Origin of the sequence: Microbispora sp. CSR-4 (assembly GCF_008033685.1) — a bacterium.
Classification (GTDB): domain Bacteria; phylum Actinomycetota; class Actinomycetes; order Streptosporangiales; family Streptosporangiaceae; genus Microbispora.
Genome location: NZ_VJVX01000090.1, coordinates 1 through 17034, shown reverse-complemented (window position 1 = coordinate 17034; position 17034 = coordinate 1). Strand labels below are relative to the sequence as shown.

Annotated in this window: 16 protein-coding genes and 1 pseudogene; 6 read left to right on the top strand and 11 right to left on the bottom strand. The window is 70.1% G+C overall.

Annotation, left to right across the window (positions count from 1 at the left end; genetic code table 11):
• A pseudogene (locus FLV34_RS41985) lies at positions 1–219 on the bottom strand (hypothetical protein); the annotation flags it as partial.
• On the opposite strand from FLV34_RS41985, the gene FLV34_RS37270 reads away from it, so the two are divergent.
• From FLV34_RS37270 to FLV34_RS37260, 3 genes are all read left to right on the top strand, one after another.
• Positions 200–694 carry an HNH endonuclease signature motif containing protein gene (locus FLV34_RS37270; protein ID WP_168066619.1) on the top strand — a complete coding sequence of 165 codons (495 nt, stop codon included), beginning with the start codon at positions 200–202 and terminating at the stop codon, positions 692–694. The pseudogene FLV34_RS41985 and the gene FLV34_RS37270 sit on opposite strands and share 20 nt — an antisense overlap.
• A gap of 370 nt (positions 695–1064) precedes the next feature.
• The gene (locus FLV34_RS37265; protein ID WP_147945372.1) at positions 1065–1823 is read left to right on the top strand and encodes a glucose 1-dehydrogenase; all 759 of its coding nucleotides are present in this window, start codon (positions 1065–1067) and stop codon (positions 1821–1823) included.
• Positions 1824–1839: 16 nt separating this feature from the next.
• The gene (locus FLV34_RS37260; RefSeq protein ID WP_147945373.1) at positions 1840–2886 is read left to right on the top strand and encodes an LLM class flavin-dependent oxidoreductase; all 1047 of its coding nucleotides are present in this window, start codon (positions 1840–1842) and stop codon (positions 2884–2886) included.
• Between the two features lie 42 nt (positions 2887–2928).
• Here the strand turns inward: FLV34_RS37260 and FLV34_RS37255 are convergent, their stop codons facing one another.
• The 8 genes from FLV34_RS37255 to FLV34_RS37220 all read right to left on the bottom strand — a co-directional run bounded on the left by FLV34_RS37255 (position 2929) and on the right by FLV34_RS37220 (position 10006).
• Positions 2929–3315 (bottom strand): SCO5389 family protein, encoded by a 387-nt coding sequence (locus tag FLV34_RS37255; protein WP_142652536.1) that lies wholly within the window; start codon positions 3313–3315, stop codon positions 2929–2931.
• Between the two features lie 96 nt (positions 3316–3411).
• Positions 3412–4350, bottom strand: coding sequence for an ATP-binding protein (locus FLV34_RS37250; protein WP_142652549.1), 939 nt, complete (start codon positions 4348–4350; stop codon positions 3412–3414).
• Between the two features lie 84 nt (positions 4351–4434).
• On the bottom strand, positions 4435–5958 hold the full coding sequence (locus FLV34_RS37245) for a serine/threonine-protein kinase (RefSeq protein ID WP_147945371.1): 1524 nt from the start codon (positions 5956–5958) through the stop codon (positions 4435–4437).
• A gap of 63 nt (positions 5959–6021) precedes the next feature.
• Positions 6022–6414: an Rrf2 family transcriptional regulator gene (locus tag FLV34_RS37240; protein WP_142652538.1), complete on the bottom strand. Its 393-nt coding sequence runs from the start codon at positions 6412–6414 to the stop codon at positions 6022–6024.
• A gap of 9 nt (positions 6415–6423) precedes the next feature.
• Positions 6424–7386: a sulfate/molybdate ABC transporter ATP-binding protein gene (locus FLV34_RS37235; protein WP_142652539.1), complete on the bottom strand. Its 963-nt coding sequence runs from the start codon at positions 7384–7386 to the stop codon at positions 6424–6426.
• Complete coding sequence (locus FLV34_RS37230) at positions 7376–8173, bottom strand: sulfate ABC transporter permease subunit (protein ID WP_142652540.1); 798 nt, start codon at positions 8171–8173, stop codon at positions 7376–7378. Before FLV34_RS37230 ends, FLV34_RS37235 begins: the two co-directional genes overlap by 11 nt.
• Positions 8166–8978 carry a sulfate ABC transporter permease subunit CysT gene (gene cysT / locus FLV34_RS37225; RefSeq protein WP_142652541.1) on the bottom strand — a complete coding sequence of 271 codons (813 nt, stop codon included), beginning with the start codon at positions 8976–8978 and terminating at the stop codon, positions 8166–8168. The genes FLV34_RS37230 and cysT overlap by 8 nt, the downstream gene beginning before the upstream one ends.
• Before the next feature lie 11 nt (positions 8979–8989).
• On the bottom strand, positions 8990–10006 hold the full coding sequence (locus FLV34_RS37220; RefSeq protein WP_147945370.1) for a sulfate ABC transporter substrate-binding protein: 1017 nt from the start codon (positions 10004–10006) through the stop codon (positions 8990–8992).
• 225 nt (positions 10007–10231) lie between these two features.
• Here FLV34_RS37220 and FLV34_RS37215 point away from each other — a divergent pair, with 225 nt between their 5' ends.
• Entirely contained in the window at positions 10232–11287 is a 1056-nt protein-coding gene (locus tag FLV34_RS37215; RefSeq protein ID WP_147945369.1) for a hypothetical protein, read from the top strand.
• Here the strand turns inward: FLV34_RS37215 and FLV34_RS37210 are convergent, their stop codons facing one another.
• Together FLV34_RS37210 and FLV34_RS37205 are read right to left on the bottom strand one after the other, a co-directional pair.
• The gene (locus tag FLV34_RS37210; protein ID WP_142652545.1) at positions 11288–12703 is read right to left on the bottom strand and encodes an LCP family protein; all 1416 of its coding nucleotides are present in this window, start codon (positions 12701–12703) and stop codon (positions 11288–11290) included.
• Between the two features lie 173 nt (positions 12704–12876).
• The gene (locus FLV34_RS37205; protein ID WP_147945368.1) at positions 12877–13890 is read right to left on the bottom strand and encodes a LacI family DNA-binding transcriptional regulator; all 1014 of its coding nucleotides are present in this window, start codon (positions 13888–13890) and stop codon (positions 12877–12879) included.
• A 252-nt stretch (positions 13891–14142) separates the two neighbouring features.
• Here FLV34_RS37205 and FLV34_RS37200 point away from each other — a divergent pair, with 252 nt between their 5' ends.
• Positions 14143–15882, top strand: coding sequence for an ABC transporter substrate-binding protein (locus tag FLV34_RS37200; RefSeq protein WP_261986046.1), 1740 nt, complete (start codon positions 14143–14145; stop codon positions 15880–15882).
• Positions 15883–15951: 69 nt separating this feature from the next.
• Complete coding sequence (locus FLV34_RS37195) at positions 15952–16944, top strand: ABC transporter permease (RefSeq protein WP_147945366.1); 993 nt, start codon at positions 15952–15954, stop codon at positions 16942–16944.
• Positions 16945–17034: the final 90 nt, after the last annotated feature.

The following is a 17034-nucleotide window of genomic DNA, read 5'->3' as shown; positions in this document are numbered from 1 at the left end:
GGCGTCGCGGACATCGGGACCGTCGGGAGCGACGCCCGGCGGGTCCGGACCGGAGCGGGAGACACCACCCGGATGGGCATCGGGAACGGCACCGGGAGCAGCTCCCGGGGCGTCACCCGGAGCAGCGCCAGGTGCGTCGGCGGGCACGACGCCCGGGGCGTCGGCGGGCACGATGCCCGGGGCGTCGCTGGGTGCGGCGTTGGGAGCGTCGGCAGGCACGCTGCCCGGGTCGCTGCTGGGGACGGCACTGGGTGCCTCGCTGGGAGGGCCGCTGGGGATGGTGCCGCCGGGGTTGTTGCTGGCGACGGGGCAGGTGCTGCCCGTCTCCAGCGTGCACCGGCTCGCCCGCACCTCGACTCTGGTGCGGATCGTCATGAACGCCGACGGGCAGGTCCTCGACATGGGCCGCAAGGTCCGTCTGGCGACTCCTGCCCAGCGGCGGGCCATCTTCGCCCGGTATGCCACGTGCTGGGTCGACGGCTGCCCCCTGCCCGCGACCATGTGCCAGATCGACCACGCCGACAACTGGAGCACCGGCGGGCTCACGGACCTGAAGCTGCTGGGCCCGGCCTGCCAGTTTCACAACCGCGACCGCTACCAGCACCCCGACCGCTACACCCGCCGCAACGTAGGCGAAGACCGCTGGGCCTTCACCTACCACCGCCTCGGGCGAGCCCGACGACTACACGAGTGAGGAGGCCGAAGGTACGGGGGTGGGCAATGCGCAGGGCAAGCCCAGGCGACACGCGGACAGGCCCCGGAGGCTGCGGGCGAGAGGCGAGAGGCGAGAGGCGAGAGGCGCGAGCGTGGGCGACGCACAGGCCGGCCCGGGCGACGCACAGGCCGGCCCGGGCGACGCACGGACAGGCCCGGCGGCTGCGGGAGTGAGTGAGCAGCGTAGGCATGCGGTGTAGGCGAGCAGCGCCCAGCGTTGCGTGGGGCTCGCCCGCTGGTCTGTGACGCTTGCCGGCCGGTCTGTGACGCCCGTCTGCTGCTCGGTGACACGACTGGGAGGGTGACTCGGAGTGAGTCGCTGTGATCGAATCGGGGTGAGGAGGCTGGCCATGTCACGGTTCACGGGGAAGTTCGCGGTGGTCACCGGCGCGGCGCGGGGTATCGGCGCGGCGATCGCACGGCGGTTGGCCGCGGAGGGCGCGGCGGTGGCCTGCGTGGACCTCACCGCGGATCGGTGTGCCTCGATCGTGGACGAGATCACCGTGACCGGGGGCAGGGCGGTCGCGTTCGGCTGCGATGTCTCCGACAGTGCTCAGGTCGAGGCGCTGGTGCCGGGGGTGATGGCCGAGTTCGGGCAGATCGACGTGCTGGTGAACAACGCCGGGCTGACCCGCGACAACCTGCTGTTCCGCATGTCGGAGGAAGACTGGGAGAAGGTCGTCGACGTGAACCTCAAGAGCGTCTTCCTCATGAGCCGGGCCGTCCAGAAGCACATGGTGGAGCAGCGGTCGGGAGCGATCGTCAACCTGTCGAGCCGGTCGGCGCTGGGAAACCGGGGCCAGGCCAACTATTCGGCGGCCAAGGCGGGCATTCAGGGGCTCACCGCGACCATGGCGATCGAGCTGGGCCCGTTCGGCATCCGGGTGAACGCCGTCGCGCCGGGGTACGTCGCAACGCCGATGACCGAGGCGACGGCCGTACGGCTGGGGGTGACGCCGGAGGAGCACCAGGCGACCATGGCGCAGGCCGTGCCGTTGCGGCGGGTCGGCCAGCCGACGGAAATCGCGTCGGTGGTGGCGTTCTTCGCCTCCGACGACGCGTCGTATGTCACCGGCCAGACGCTCTACGTCAACGGTGGCCCACGGTAGGGACATGGCCGCGGGCATGAGGATCGGCGTCTTCCTGGTCGCGGCGGGCTTCCCGGGCATGGCGCCGGGGGACGTGCTGCGTGGCACGGCGGAGGCGATCGAGGCGGCCGAACGGGCCGGGTTCGACGACGCCTGGATCGCCGAGCATCACTTCATGTCGTACGGCGTGTGCCCGTCGGCGGTGACGCTGGCGGCCGTGGCGCTGGGCCGGACCTCGCGGATCACGGTGGGCACGGCGGTCAGCGTGCTGTCGGCGCAGCATCCGGTCGCGCTGGCGGAGCAGGCGGCGATCCTCCACCACGTGTCGGACGGCAGGTTCCGGCTCGGCGTGGGGCGAGGCGGGCCATGGCTGGAGCTGGAGGTCTTCGGGACCGGTGTGGCGAGGTTCGAGCGGGGTTTCCTGGAATCGCTCGACCTGCTGTGCACGGCGCTGAACGGTGGGCCGGTGGGGGCGGACGGTGAGTTCTTCCGGTTCAGGGAGGTCTCGATGGTCCCGCAGGCCCGGATGTCGCCGGTCGTCGCCTGCACGTCGGACGCCACGGTCCGGCTCGCCGCCGAACGGGGGCTGCCCATGCTGCTCGGCATGCACATCGGCGACGACGAGAAGGCGGAGATGATCGCCGCCTACGACACGTACGCCGCCTGCCGGGCGGAACCGACAGGCCCGGTGGTGCACATCGGCGCCGCGCTCGGCTACGTGGCGGACACCACCGAGCAGGCCGTACGGGAGATGCGGGAGTCGCTGCCGCGCTGGCTCGGGCCGGGTCTGGCCGGCTATGTGCCCGTGGACGGCCGGCCGCCGCCACGGCGGAACATCCCGGAGTACGTGGACCTGCTGTGCCGGATCCATCCGGTGGGCTCGGCGGAGCACTGCGTGGAGAAGATCGTGGCCACGGCCGCGCGGACCGGGCTGCGGCATCTCATCCTGATGGTCGAGGGTGCCGGAGACCATGCGCGGACGCTGGAGAACATCGCACGCCTCGGCGCGGAGGTGCTTCCAGCCGTGCGAAACAAGGTCTCGCGAGAGCAAGCCGGGGGAGAGCGAGGCCCGGGGGCGGCGTGAACCGGAGCGCCGCCCCCGGGCCGGAGATGATCGGAGCCGGGATCAGCAGTCGACCAGTTCGGGGCTCTGGTTCAGGATCTGCGCGCGGGGAGTGACGAACTCCCGGTACGCCTCGGTGGCGTCGGGGCGGAAGACCGCGACGCGGTGGCAGTTCTGGAAGGCCAGCCGTACGCCGAAGTGCCTTTCGAGGGCGCCGCGCATCGCGTCGCTGGCCAGGCAGCGCAGCAGCTGACCACGAGCGGTCTCGTCGGGCGGCGGCACCTGGTTGTCGGCGAAGTCGGCGCCGGACCGGTCCCGCCGCTCGACCAGCGCGGTGATCGTCGCCCAGGCGTACGGCAGCGAGTCGCGGACGCAGGCGACGAACGCCGCGTCGTCCACCTCACCGGTGCGGGCCTGGTCGAGCAGGTCGTTGGACACGGACAGCGACATGAGCTGTTCTCCTCTCGGCGTCTGCTCAGAGAGCGGGGACGCAGTCGACGGTAGATCGAACTCCGTGGTCCTCCATCTGGCGCGGAGGCGACACGTTCATGAGGCGGCGACGGCGGGGCCGTACACGAAATCGGGGTCGATCTGCGCGACCAGGTCCTCTCCGGTGGCGCGGTTGGCCCACGCGCGGGCGTTCCTGATGTGGAACTCCGCCGCCTGCCTGCCGAACTTCGGCCAGTCCTTGGGCTGTGCGTCGAGCCGGTCGAGCATGGTGGCGAGGGCCAGGTGGGCGGCGGGCTCCAGGTCGTCGAGCGTGAAGGGCCGGCCCTGTTCCATGCCGCGTACGGCGGGGGAGTGGCCGAACCAGGTCAGCAGGTCGTCGCCGACGTGCTCGCGGAGGAAGTCGACGTCCTCCGGCGAGTGGACCTTGTTGCCCAGGACGGCGATCGCGACGTCGAACCCGGCGGCGTGGTCGCGGTATTGCCGGTAGACGCTCACCCCCTGACGGGTGGGCTCGGCCACCAGGAAGGTGAGGTCGAAACGGGTGAACAACCCGGAGGCGAAGGAGTCGGCCCCCGCGGTCATGTCCACCACGACGTACTCGCCGGGGCCGTCGACCAGGTGGTTGAGATAGAGCTCCACCGCGCCCAGCTTGGAGTGGTAGCAGGCGACGCCGAGGTCGTCCTCCTCGAACGGGCCGGTGACCATGAGCGAGACGCCCTCGGCGGAGCACGAGGGGAAGAACGGGTCTCCCAGCCGGATCAGCCGCGAGCCGCGCCCGGGCGGGGTCGTCTTGACCATGGACGCCGCGTCGCGGATCAGCGGGTTGTCGCCGCGCAGGTAGTCCTTGATCTCGGTCAGCATCCCGCCGAGCGGCGGCGGATGTTCGGCCGGGTCCACACCCAGGACCAGGCCGAGGTGCTGGTTGATGTCGGCGTCGATGGCGACGACCGGTCCTCTCCGCGTCGCGTATCTCGCGAACAGCGACGACAACGTGGTCTTGCCGCTTCCGCCCTTGCCGACGAACGCCACCCGCATCATGGCCCCCGATCAGGAATGAAAACCGTTGTCACTTTCACTGTGCGTCATCATGACACACACGACGGAGCGTGCGGGTGGATTTCAGGCCGCGGATGGTGACGGGGTCGCCGGCGGCGGCTGGAAGAGCGCGAGCACCCTGGCGAGCGTGGGCCGCAGGGTGTCCCAGTCGGCGGCGGAGGTGGTCCAGGTGAGCACGCTCGTCGCCGTGGCCGTGGAGATCACCCGGCGGTACTGGTGATACTCCACTCCCTTGGCCAGGTGGTCCCGCGCCGACGCCTTGCGCGGGGTCCAGGTGAACTCCCAGTCGGCGGAAGGACCGTGCTCGCCGTTCACGCTGCGTAGCCGCAGTTTGCGATAGGTCTTGGCCTCCGGACGGAGGATCTCCTCCGCCTCGCCGAGCGCTGCCAGGGGATCGGTGCCCTGCTGCGCGGTCACCTCGACCGTGAACACCGCCCCGCCGTCCCGGGAGCGCCATGAGATCGAGTAGGGCCCGTCCTCGCGGATCCAGCCGCGGGGCACACCGGCCCGCCAGCCGGCGTCGGACGTGTGCCATTTCAGCTTCAGCCGCCGCGCGGGCTGTCCAGAGGCCGACACCGAGACCGAGGGCGACAGAGAGGGCGACAGAGAGGGCGACAGGGAGGGAGACTCCAAGGGAGACAGGGAGGTCGGAGCCGGGGTGGCCTTGCCGGGCCGCAGCCCCGCCCATCCTCCGACGGCCCAGCCCCCCACCGCGCAGGCGACGAGCACGGCCACCGCGATCCCGGTGACAAGACGGGCACGACCACGGCGTACGGGCCGAGGCGGGGCGGGCGGCTCGATCTCGGCGAGCAGGCGGTCGGCGGTCTCCGCGTCGATCCGCCGTCTGGGCTCCCGGGCCAGCAGCCCGGCGAGCACCGCGCGCAGTTCCCCGGGCACGTCCTCCGCCTGAAGCACCGGCTGCCCCTGCCCTGAGGGTCCCTGCATCACGGGCGGCCTGCCGGTGACGGCCGTGTGGAGGGTGGCGCCCAGCGACCACAGGTCGGCGGCGACCGTGGGCGGCCCGCCGGCGGCCCGTTCCGGGGCGAGGTACGCCTCGGCGTCACGACCGGACGAATCGGCGGAAGAGCCGGGAGAACCGGGCACCGACACGCCGAAGTCGGCGAGCACCACGCGTCCGTCGTGCGCGAGGAGCACGTTGGCGGGCCGGACGTCGCCATGCCGTACGCCGGCGGCGTGGGCGTGGGTGAGCGCGGACAGCACCGTGCGGGCGATCCGCGCGGCCTCGGCCGGGGGCAGCGGCCCGTCGCCGGAGACCACCCCGTCGAGCGAACGCGACGGGACCAGCTCCGTCACGACGTAGAGGGCGCCGTCCTCGTCGGCGACGTCGTAGACGGCGGCGATGTGGGGGTGACGCAGCCGCTCGGCCTGGCGGGCCTCACGGGAGATCCGCTGGGCGAGCCGCAACCGCGCGCTCTCGCTCAGGTTCGGAGGCAGCAGGACCTCGCGGATCGCGACGGGCCGGTCGAGCAGCGTGTCGCGGCCCTCCCACACCAGCCCGGAGCGGCCGTGGCCGAGGGCGCGGACCAGCCGGTATCGCCTGACGATGAGCTGCCCAGCAGTACCCATCCCGCCTGCCTCTACGCCCCGGCACGTTCCACCTGAATGTGGAGTCTTCCACAACTATCGGGATCAGAGGGGTGGAAGTGATCCGGTTGCGATGTGGGCGAGCGTGACCTCGGTGAGCGTCGCCTGCTCGTGGTCGCGCAGTGCCGTCCAGACGTCGCCGAGGGGCTCGGCGACCCCGTGGAACCCTTCGCTGGCCGGGGGCGCCCCCTCCATGATGAGGACGACGTCGGCGAGCGTGATCTGCTCGGCGGGCCGCGCCAGCCAGTAGCCGCCGTCGGGCCCGCGCTGGCTGTGGATGAGGCCGGCCCGCCGCATCTGCAGCAGGATGTTGTCGAGAAACCGCCGCGGAATGCGCTGCGCGGCCGCGATCCGCTCAGCCGGGACCGGCCCCGGCGCCGCCGCGGCCAGTTCGGCGGCGGCGCGCAGGGCGTATTGGGTCCTAACGGAAAGCCGCATTTCTCACAATCACAGCGCGAGTGCCAGGGACCGGGCGCCCGGGATGGGCCGCAGATGGACGGCGTCGCCAGGCCCGAGACCGAGCCGGTCGGCCTGCTCCCGGGTCACCTGGACCCAGGCGTCCTGCCCGCCGATCTCCACCTCGACGCGCACCTCGAAGCCGAGCCGTACGACGCGGGAGACCACGGCGGGCGAGCCGCCCTCGACGGGGTCGGGGCTGATCTCGATGTCGTGCGGGCGCACCAGGTTGCCGTCGATCTCGGTGACCGGGCCCAGGAAGCGCATCACGAACGGGTTGGCCGGGTTGTCGTACACCTCGGCGGGGCTGCCGGCCTGCACGACCTCGCCACCGGCCAGCACCACGATCGTGTCGGCGACCTCGATGGCCTCCTCCTGGTCGTGGGTGACGAACACGGTGGTGACGTGGACCTCGTCGTGCAGCCGGCGCAGCCACGTGCGCAGTTCCTTGCGCACCTGCGCGTCGAGGGCGCCGAACGGCTCGTCCAGCAGCAGCACCTGGGGCTCCACCGCGAGGGCACGGGCGAGGGCCATGCGCTGGCGCTGGCCCCCCGACAGCTGGGACGGGTAGCGGTCGGCCAGTTTCTCCAGGTGGACGAGCTCCAGCAGCTCCATGACGCGCTTGCGGATCTCGTCCTTGGGCCGCTTGCGGATTTCCAGGCCGAAGGCCACGTTGCGGAAGACCGTGAGGTGCTTGAAGGCGGCGTAGTGCTGGAACACGAAGCCGACGTTGCGCCGCTGCGGGGACAGCCGGGTGGCGTCGACGCCGGAGATCCGCACCGTGCCGGTGTCGGGCCGCTCCAGTCCGGCGATCACCCGCAGCAGCGTCGACTTCCCTCCGCCGCTCGGGCCGAGCAGGGCGGTGAGCGACCCCGCGGCGACATCGAGCGACACGTCGTGCAGGACGGGCGTCGTCCCGAACGACTTGTTCACGTCGCGTACCTCAATTGCCATCGATGCGATCCTTCGGGCGCAGGAGCTTGGTGAGCAGCAGGGTGACCACGGCGATCAGGGCGAGGGCCGTGGCGGCGGCGAACGCGGCCGGCTGGTCGAAGTTCTGGAACCGCTCCTCCACGAACAGCGTCAGCGTCTGGGTCTGGTCGACGAGGCGGCCGGAGACCACCGCGACCGCGCCGTACTCGCCGAGCGAACGGGCCAGGCAGAGCACGATGCCGTAGCCGAGGGCCCAGCGGATGCCGGGGAGCGTGATGCGGATGAACGCCTGGAGACGGCTCGCCCCCAGCGTGTGCGCGGCCTGCTCCTGCTCGTCGCCGAGCTCCTCCAGGACCGGCACGATGGCCCGTACGACGAGGGGCAGCGCCACGAACACCGTGGCCAGCACCATGCCGGGGGTGGAGAAGATCACCTGGATCCCCCAGCTCTCCAGCAGGCCGCCGAAGGGGGCGAAGCGGCCGTACACGAGGATGAGCGCGAGCCCGACGACGACCGGCGAGACGGCCATCGGCAGGTCGATGAACGCCCCCAGCAGCCGCTTGCCGGGGAACCGGTGCCGGACGAGCAGGATCGCGGTGAGGACCCCGAAGACCGTGTTGGCCACGACCGCCCATCCGGCGACCGTCACCGTGACCTTGAACGCGTGCAGGGCCGACGGGGAGGTCAGGGCCTCGACGAACGGCCCCAGCCCGTCGCCGAAGGTCCGCCAGACGATCAGGATCACGGGCAGGACCAGCAGGAACAGGACGTAGGCGACGGCGACCAGGCGCAGGGCATGCTTAGCCACGGCGGCTCCCCCAGCGCTGCAGGACGTCGAGGGAGATCAGCGCGACCAGGGCCACCACGAGCAGGACCGTCGAGATCGCGGCCGCACCGGTCGTGTTGTCGCCCTCGATCTGGCTGAAGATGTTCACCGCCGCCACCTGTGTCTTGAACGGCAGGTTGCCCGAGATGAGCACGGTCGAGCCGAACTCGGAGATCGCCCGGGTGAAGGCGAGCGCGGTGCCGGAGAGCATCGCGGGGATCAGGTTCGGCAGGATGACCCGGCGGAAGGTCTGGAACGGCCCCGCGCCGAGGGAGGCCGCCGCCTGCTCCATCTCCGTGTCGAGCTCCAGCAGGACCGGCTGCACGGTACGGACGACGAACGGCAGTGTGACGAACATCAGTGCCAGCACCACTCCGGCCCTGCTGTAGGCGAGGTTGATCCCGAGCGGGGACTGCGGGCCGTACAACGCGAGCAGGACGAGACCGGCGACGATCGTCGGCAGTGCGAACGGCAGGTCGATGATCGTGTCGAGCACCCGCCGGCCGGGGAAACGGTCGCGGACCAGCACCCAGGCGATCGCGGTGCCCATGACCAGGTTGATCAGGGCGACGAGCGCGGAGGCGCCGATGGTCAGGGTGAGCGCCGCCCAGGCGTCGGGGGTGGTGACGGAGCGCCAGAAATACCCGGGCCCCTGGTCGGCCGAGCGCCAGACGACGGCGGCCAGCGGGATCAGGACGATCAGGCTCAGGTAGAGGACCGCGACGCCGAGGCCGGCGGCGGTGCCGCCGGCCAGGCGCCGGGCAGGTCGTACGGTGATCGCGGTCACTTGCGCGTCACTTACTTCTCGGTGGCCACGCCGAGCTTGCGCTCGATCTCCGCGACCTTGCCGGTCTTCGAGTCGAAGAACTCAGATGTGATCTTGTCCCAGCCGCCGAGGTCCTGGATCGTGAAGAGCTGCGGCGGCGTCACCCAGTTGAAGCCGGTGACACCGTCGATCACCGGGCGGTAGCCGTTCTTCGCGAAGATCGTCTGGGCTTCGGTGGTGTAGAGGAACTTCAGGAAGGCCTGGGCCTCCTTGGGGTGGGCGCTGGTCTTCGTCACGGCCACGGGGTTCTCGATGAGGAGCGTCGCGTCCGGGATGGTGTAGTCGAGCTCCTGGCCGTTCTGCTGGGCGAAGATGGCCTCGTTCTCGTACGTGAGGAGCGCGTCGCCCTTGCCGCCGGCGAAGGTCTGCAGCGCCTTGCGGCCGCTGTCGTCCTGGACCGGCACGTTCTTGAGCAGTGCGTCGAGGTAGGCGAGCCCGGCGGCCTGGTCGGCGCCCTTGTTCGACTTGGCGCCGTAGCCCGCGAGGAGGTTCCAGCGCGCGGCGCCGGAGGTGAAGGGGTTGGGGGTGAGCACCTCGACGCCCGGCTTGACGAGGTCGTCCCAGGTCTTGAGGCCCTTCGGGTTGCCCTTGCGGGTGCCGATGACGACGACGGAGTCGGTGAGGATGCCCTTGGTGGGGCCCGAGTTCCAGTCCTCCGCGACGATGCCGGCCTTGACCAGCCGGGTGATGTCGGTCTCCAGAGAGAACTCGACGATGTCCGCCTTGAGGCCGTTCGCGACGGCCCGGCTCTGGTCGCCGGACGCGCCGTACGACTGAGTGAAGGTGATGTTCTTGCCCTCGGGCGTCTGCTGGAACGCCTTGATGACGTCCTCGAACGCCGCCTGGGGAGTGGAGTAGGCGACCAGCGCCAACTGCACCTTGCCCCCGCCGTCGCCCCCGGCGGCGTTGTCGCCTCCCCCGCAGGCGGTGACCAGGGTGGTCGTCGCCACGATGGCGGCTGCGATGGCCCCGAGCCTGCGCACTCTCATGCCTGTCCTCTATTCCGGAGATTCCTACCTAGTCAGTCGGATTAGTCGATATTAAAGACCGTTCCAGCAATCCCGTCAAGTCCGGTGGGTTTGCTGGGGTTGTTACGGACGTGACAAATCTGCTTCCAGTGATTGTTGTGAAATTTCCAGACAGGACGTGTCGACCAGTGCTAGGAACGTTCGCTATTGGGACACGACCCAAAAGCTCACTGAGGAAGGACCTTCATGCGCGACCCGGTCACCGAGGACGCCTACGAGCAGGACGGCTCCTACCTCCGGCCGTATATCCCGGGCGAAGGCCAGTACGGCGGGGAGGGAGACCGGTTCTGGTCCGAGGAGCAGGACGAGCACGCGCTCGGCGGCGCGCCGGGCGATCAGGGCGACGTGCTGTCGGAGGGCTGGCGGCCCGAGCAGCCCGCGCAGACCCCCGCCGACCACGCCGACCAGGATGACTACGCCGCCGGACGCATGCCGCGGTTCCGGTCCGAGGAACCGTCGACCGACGAGGAGTACGGCACCGAGTACGGGCGCACCGAGTACGCGAGCGGCACCGAATACGCGGGTGGCAGGGAGTACACGGGCGACGGTGACACCGATCCCCGTGGCTTCCTCGGCTCCGGCTGGCGCAACGCCCCCGACGAGGATGACGACGACGACCGTCCCTGGCGCGGCGGGATGCTGCTGCGCGCCGGTCTGATCGCCGTCGGCGCCCTGGGCGTCATCTGGGCGCTGGCGCTGTGGGTCGGGCAGCCCTCCGGGGATGAGTGCGCGGGCGGGACGGACTGCGCCGCCAAGGCGGGCACGGCCGCGACGGCCCCGGCCTCGCCGGCCGCCGACGACGCCGCGGCCGGGGACTCCGACGCGGTGTCCACCGACGAGCCCGTCGACGAGGCGATCGACGAGCCCACCGACGAGCCCACCGGCGGGGTGCCGACCGACGCCCCCACGTCCGCGCCCGCCCAGACCCGGCCCGCGACGTCCGGAACGTCGGCGCCCACGGCGTCGTCCGCGCCCACCCACGCGTCGCGCTCCCACGCGCAGGACCCCGGTTCCCAGGGCGGCGACACCCCGCGCCCGTCACGGTCGCGCGTGGCGGTCGACACCAATGACCATTCGTCCGCCGGTGACCGGTCGGACGAGCAGACCTCGGGGACGGACACCGGGGACGACACGGATTCCACCTCCGATCCGGCCACCGAGCAGCCGACCAGCGCGCCCGCTCCCACGCAGGAGTCGTCGGGCGGCCGGGGCGGCGGCCTGTTCGGCTGGCTCTTCGGTTAGTCAGCTGGCCGTGCAGCTGTCCTGAGTGGCGTCGAAGCCCTCCACGTCGTCGAGCGTCTTGGGGGGCTTCAAGCCCTGCCAGTCGGCCCCGATCCCGAGGATGAGGGTCTGCGTGGTGCCCGTGCGCACCAGGCGCGACCGCGACTTCTTGAGCTCGCGGAACAGCCGGGACGCGCGGCTCTCGCCGTTCGACGAGTACGCGACGAGGGTCTTGGGGTACGGCTTGGGCGCCTGTTCGACCTTGACGATGTGGTAGCCGCGCTGCTCCAGCTCGGCGGCCACCTGGGTGCCGAGCCCCTGCTGCCCGCTGCCGTTGCGGACCAGGATGTGGATCTGCGACTTGGGGATCTTCTGCTCGCCGCTCTTGACGTTCTTGGCGATCTGGTCGGCGGCGACCATCTTGAACAGGCGCTGGGCCTGCGGCTGCACCCACTCGACCCGGCCGGGGTTGGTGATCGAGTAGCGCCACGGGGTGGTGACGAAGCGGATTTGCCCCGCGGTCAGGCCCTTCGCGCTCATCGCGAGGTCCTTCATCACGCCGACCGTGAGGTCGGGGTCGGTGGTGATCGACTTGGTCACCGCGTCGAGGAACCCGAACAGCGTCGTGGGGTTGGTCAGCGTCTCGCCGCTCATGGCCTTCTTGGCCATCGAGGCGAGGAACATCTGCTGGCGCTGGATGCGGCCGATGTCGGAGCCGTCGCCGAGCGAGTAGCGGGCGCGGACGTATCCGAGCGCCTGCTCGCCCTTGAGGGTCTGCTTGCCCGCGGGGAGGTCGAGCAGCGCCTTCTTGTCGTGGACGGCCTGCGGCAGGCAGACCTGCACGCCGCCGAGCGCGTTCACCATCGCCTTGAAGCCGGTGAAGTCCACCTTCACGAAGTGGTCGATGTGGATGTCGGTGAGGCCCTCGATCGTCTTCCAGGTGCAGGCGATGCCGCCGGAGTTGAACGACTCGTTGATCATCCCGATGTGCGGCCGCTGACCCGGCAGGTTGCCCTTGGCCGGGCAGGCGGGGAGGCGGACGAGTGAGTCGCGCGGGAAGCTGATCAGCACCGCGCCGTCCCGGTTCGGGGAGATGTGCGCCACGATGATCGTGTCGGTGCGCTCGCCGGGGAACTTGCCATATTTGGCGTTCGCGCCGTTGCGCTGGTCCGAGCCGACGATCAGCACGTTGAGCGCCTTGCTGATCTTCTGCGGGCGGGCCTTGCCTCCGAGGTCCTTCTGGGTCACCGTCTCGTGCTTGACGTTGCCGCTCAGCTTGACGTACCCGCCGACGGCGAAGGTGGCGGCGCCGGTGAGCACGCCCAGCGCTCCGGACAGCGTGACCCATAACCATGGCCGCCATTTGGGCGGCGTCCGTTGCGGCGGCGCCGGGAGGTCCTCCGCCGGGGGCGCGGGACGGACGTCGACGTGACCCACTGTCGTGCTCCTGAGGGTCGGACCAGGCGTTTCTCACCTGGTCGAGAGCCAGTAGCGGCAAACGGGGCCAAGTGTAGCGATCTCCCCTGAACGTCACCTTTAGAACCCGATAACCATCCTGTAAGTGGTGATCAAGCCCGTCCGCCCCGGCTGCCCGGAGACGTCGCCGGAGGCTAGGGGGGCGGCGCGGTGCTGCCGCGGGTGGTCAGGCGCGGGGCCTCGTCCTCCAGGGGTTCGGCCTCCACGCCGTCGATCAGCGCGAGCAGGCGCTGCGCCGCGTGCGCGCCGTACGCCGGGATGTCGCGGGTGAGCACGGTCAGCGGCGGACGGACGACCTGGCAGAGCGGGGAGTCGTCCCACGCGACGATGGACAGGTCGGCCGGCACGTCGAGCCGCATCTCCTGGGCGACGGACAGGCCGGCCACGGCCATGATGTCGTTGTCGAAGACGATCGCCGTGGGCCGCTCGGGCGAGCTGAGCAGCCGCCGGGCGGCCCGCGCGCCCTCCTCGCCCGTGTAATCGGTGTGCACGATCGGGCAGGCGTCCAGCCCGAGGTCCGCGCAGACGTCGTCGAACGCCCGGTCGCGGATCGCGGTGTGCGACAGCCGGGGGAGCCCGGCGACGCGGGCGATCCGCCGGTGCCCGAGCGCGACGAGATACTCCACCGTCTCGCGTACGGCCGCGCGGTCGTCGGCCCAGACCGACACGAGCGATCCGGCGGCCGAGGGGTGCCCGAGGACGACGACGGGCATGCGCATCTCCTCCACCTGCGGCACGCGGGAGTCGTCGAGGTGGAGGTCGACGAGGATCGCGCCGTCCACCCGGCCCTCTCCCCACCAGCGGCGGTAGACGCCCATCTCGGCCTCGTGGTCGCCGACCACCTGGAGCAGCAGGGCGTAGGAGCGGGCGGACAGCTCGGCCTCGATGCCGCTGATCAGTTCCATGAAGAACGGCTCGACGCCGAGGAACCGGGCGGGCCGGCACAGGGCGAGGCCCACGGCGTGCGCGCGGGCGCCGTTGAGCGCCCTGGCCGCGATGTTCGGGCGCCAGCCGATCTCGTTCGCGATGGCCAGGATGCGGGCCCTGGTCGCTTCCGACACCCCCGGCTGGCCGTTCAGGGCGTACGAGACCGCGCCCTTGGAGACTCCCGCCTGCCGTGCGATGTCCGCGATGGTCGGTCTTCTCACGTGTCCCCTCGGCTGAACCGGTCCAGTGACCCTCACCTTACTACCGTTACTTTGCCTACATCTTCCCCTATTGACACCGGCGACATCCGGATTTTACGGTCTCGGTACTTATCCGGTTCAGCACCTACGGCACAGCGAGCGAGCGGTGCGGACCGCAGATCATCGGGGCCTGGCAGGGATTGCGGACCCCGCGCGGTGTCGCGTGGGGGAAGGAGAGTCACCATGCGAAACCGAACGCGGTTCTTTATACCGGTGCTGGCAGCCGGCCTGTTAACCGCGGCGTGCTCGGGCGGCGGAGGGTCGTCCACGCCGACCGGCCCGGCGGCCGGAGGCGCGGCGGGAGGCGGCGCGGCCGCGGGCGGCAGCGGCGGGGCGTTCCCCCGCGACGAGACCCTCTACACCAGCGGCACCCAATGGGGGCCGCCCGCCAACTGGAACCCGCTGCGCGAGTGGGACTTCGCCACCGGCACCAAGGGCCTGGTCTACGAGACGCTGTTCATGTACGACCCGAACGCCGACAAGTTCACGCCGTGGCTGGCCGAGAGCGGCCAGTGGACCGGCGACCTGGAGTACACGCTCAAGCTGCGCAAGGGCATCACGTGGTCGGACGGCAAGCCGTTCACCGCCGACGACGTGATCTTCACGTTCGAGCTCGGCAAGATGGAGACCGTCCCCTATCACCCGCTCTGGGACTGGATGAAGAGCGCCGAGAAGGTGGACGACTACACGATCAAGTTCACCTTCGTCACGGCCAACCACCAGGAGTGGGCCAACCACCTCTACAGCCGGGCCATCGTCCCCAAGCACCTGTGGGAGGGGCGGTCCGAGGACGAGGTGATGAACGGGGTCAACGAGAAGCCCGTCGGCACCGGCCCGTACGCGTACCAGTCGCACGACCAGGACCGCATGGTCTGGGTCAAGCGCGACGGCTGGTGGGCCACGAAGGCGCTGAACAAGGACGTCAAGCCCAAGTACATCGTCGACATCGTCAACTCCAGCAACGAGGTCGCGATGGGCCTGCTGCTGCAGAAGGGCCTCGACCTCAGCAACAACTTCCTGCCGGGCATCGCCAACCTGGTCAAGGGCAACCTCGGCATCAGGACCTTCTACGACCAGCCGCCGTACATGCTGCCGGCGAACACCACCTGGATGTGGTTCAACACGGCGAAGAAGCCGATGGACGACAAGGAGTTCCGCAAGGCGGTCGCCTACGCCATCGACACCAAGAAGATCGTCGAGGGTGTCTACGGCAACCTGGTCAAGGCGTCCGACCCGTCCGGCCTGCTGCCGCAGTGGGACAAGTACGTCGACAAGAACGTCACCTCGACGCTCGGCTTCTCCTACAACCCGGACAAGGCCAAGCAGCTGCTCGCCGACGCCGGTTACAAGGACCGCAACGGCGACGGGCTGGTGGAGTCGCCGAGCGGCGCCAAGATCTCGCTGAAGCTGATCGTGCCCGCCGGGTGGACCGACTGGATGGAGGCGGCCCGGGTCATCAGCTCCAGCGCCAAGGCCGCGGGCATCGACATCGAGGCCGACTTCCCCGACTACAACGCGCTCGTCGACGTGCGCAACCAGGGCAAGTTCGACCTCGTCCTGAACAACGACAAGCAGCTCGCGAACACCCCCTGGCTGTACTACGACTACCTGTTCCGGCTGCCGGTGCAGAAGCTGCAGAGCACGACGAACTTCGGCCGCTACGAGAACAAGCGGGCGTGGGAGCTCACGCAGCAGCTCGACCAGGTCAAGCCCGAGGACGTCGAGGGCATGAAGAAGATCACCTCGGAGCTGCAGAAGATCCAGCTTGAGGACATGCCGGTCGTCCCGCTCTGGTACAACGGCCTGTGGTCCCAGACCACCGACTCGACCTGGAAGAACTGGCCCACCAGCGCGCCGGACGCGCCGAAGTATCCGCCGACGGTGTGGCGCAACTGGCTGGAGATGGGCGGCACGCTCATGCTCACCGAACTCCAGCCGGCCTCCGCAGGCTGATCTTCTCGCGCCCCCCTTCCATCCCCTGCGTACGGGAGGGGGGCGCCGTTCTGCGACCGGGAGGTCGAATTGCGCCGCTATTTCGGCAGAAAACTACTCATCTACGGCCTGACGTTCTTCGTGGCCGTGACCATCAACTGGATGATCCCGCGGTTCATGCCGGGCGACCCCGTGTCGAGCATGCTCTCGCGGGCCAACGTCGCCCAGCCGGCGGCCGTCGAGGCCATGCGGGCGCACTACACCGCGATGTTCGGCTTCGACCTGCCGCTGTGGCAGCAGTACCTCAACTTCTGGGGCTCGCTGCTCAAGGGCGACCTCGGCATCAGCATCTGGCTGTTCCCGACGCCGGTGTCCGACGTCATCGTCAGGGCGGTGCCGTACACGCTGGGCCTGCTGATCCCGTCCATCCTGCTGAGCTGGTTCGCGGGCAACCGGTTCGGCGCGTTCGCCGCGCGGCGCAGGTGGCTCGACAACAGCGTGCTGCCCGTCGGCTACGTGCTGACGGCCACGCCGTACATGTGGCTTGCGATCCTGCTGGCCTGGGCGCTCGGCATCGTCGCGGGCGTGTTCCCGGTCGCCGGGGCCTACGGCTTCGACCTGCAGCCGTCCCTGTCGTGGACGTTCGTCGGCAGCCTCGCCGAGCACTGGTTCCTGCCGTTCGCCTCGCTGTTCCTGGTCGCGTTCGGCGGCTGGGCCATCGGCATGCGCAACATGATCATCTATGAGCTCGAGGCGGACTACGTCAACTACCTGCGGGCGCTCGGCGCTCCGGCGCGGCTGGTGCGGCGCTACGCCTTCAGGAACGCGATCCTGCCCCAGGTGACCGGCCTGGCCCTGCAACTCGGCGTGCTCGTGGCGGGCGCGCTGGTCACGGAAATCGTCTTCAGTTATCCCGGGCTGGGGCACCTGATCCTCCAGGCCATCCAGAACCAGGACTTCTTCCTGCTGCAGGGCACCTTCCTGTTCATCGTCATCGGCGTGCTGATCGCCAACTTCGTCATCGACATCGCGTACGTCCTGGTGGACCCGCGCACCCGTACGGGGATGGGGGAAGCTGCCTAATGCTTTTGTCAAGCCACCGCAGCCCGGACATGGCTAGGGTCGTACGGCCTCCTGTGCCGCAGAATCGCGTGCAGGACGTTGACACGGCGG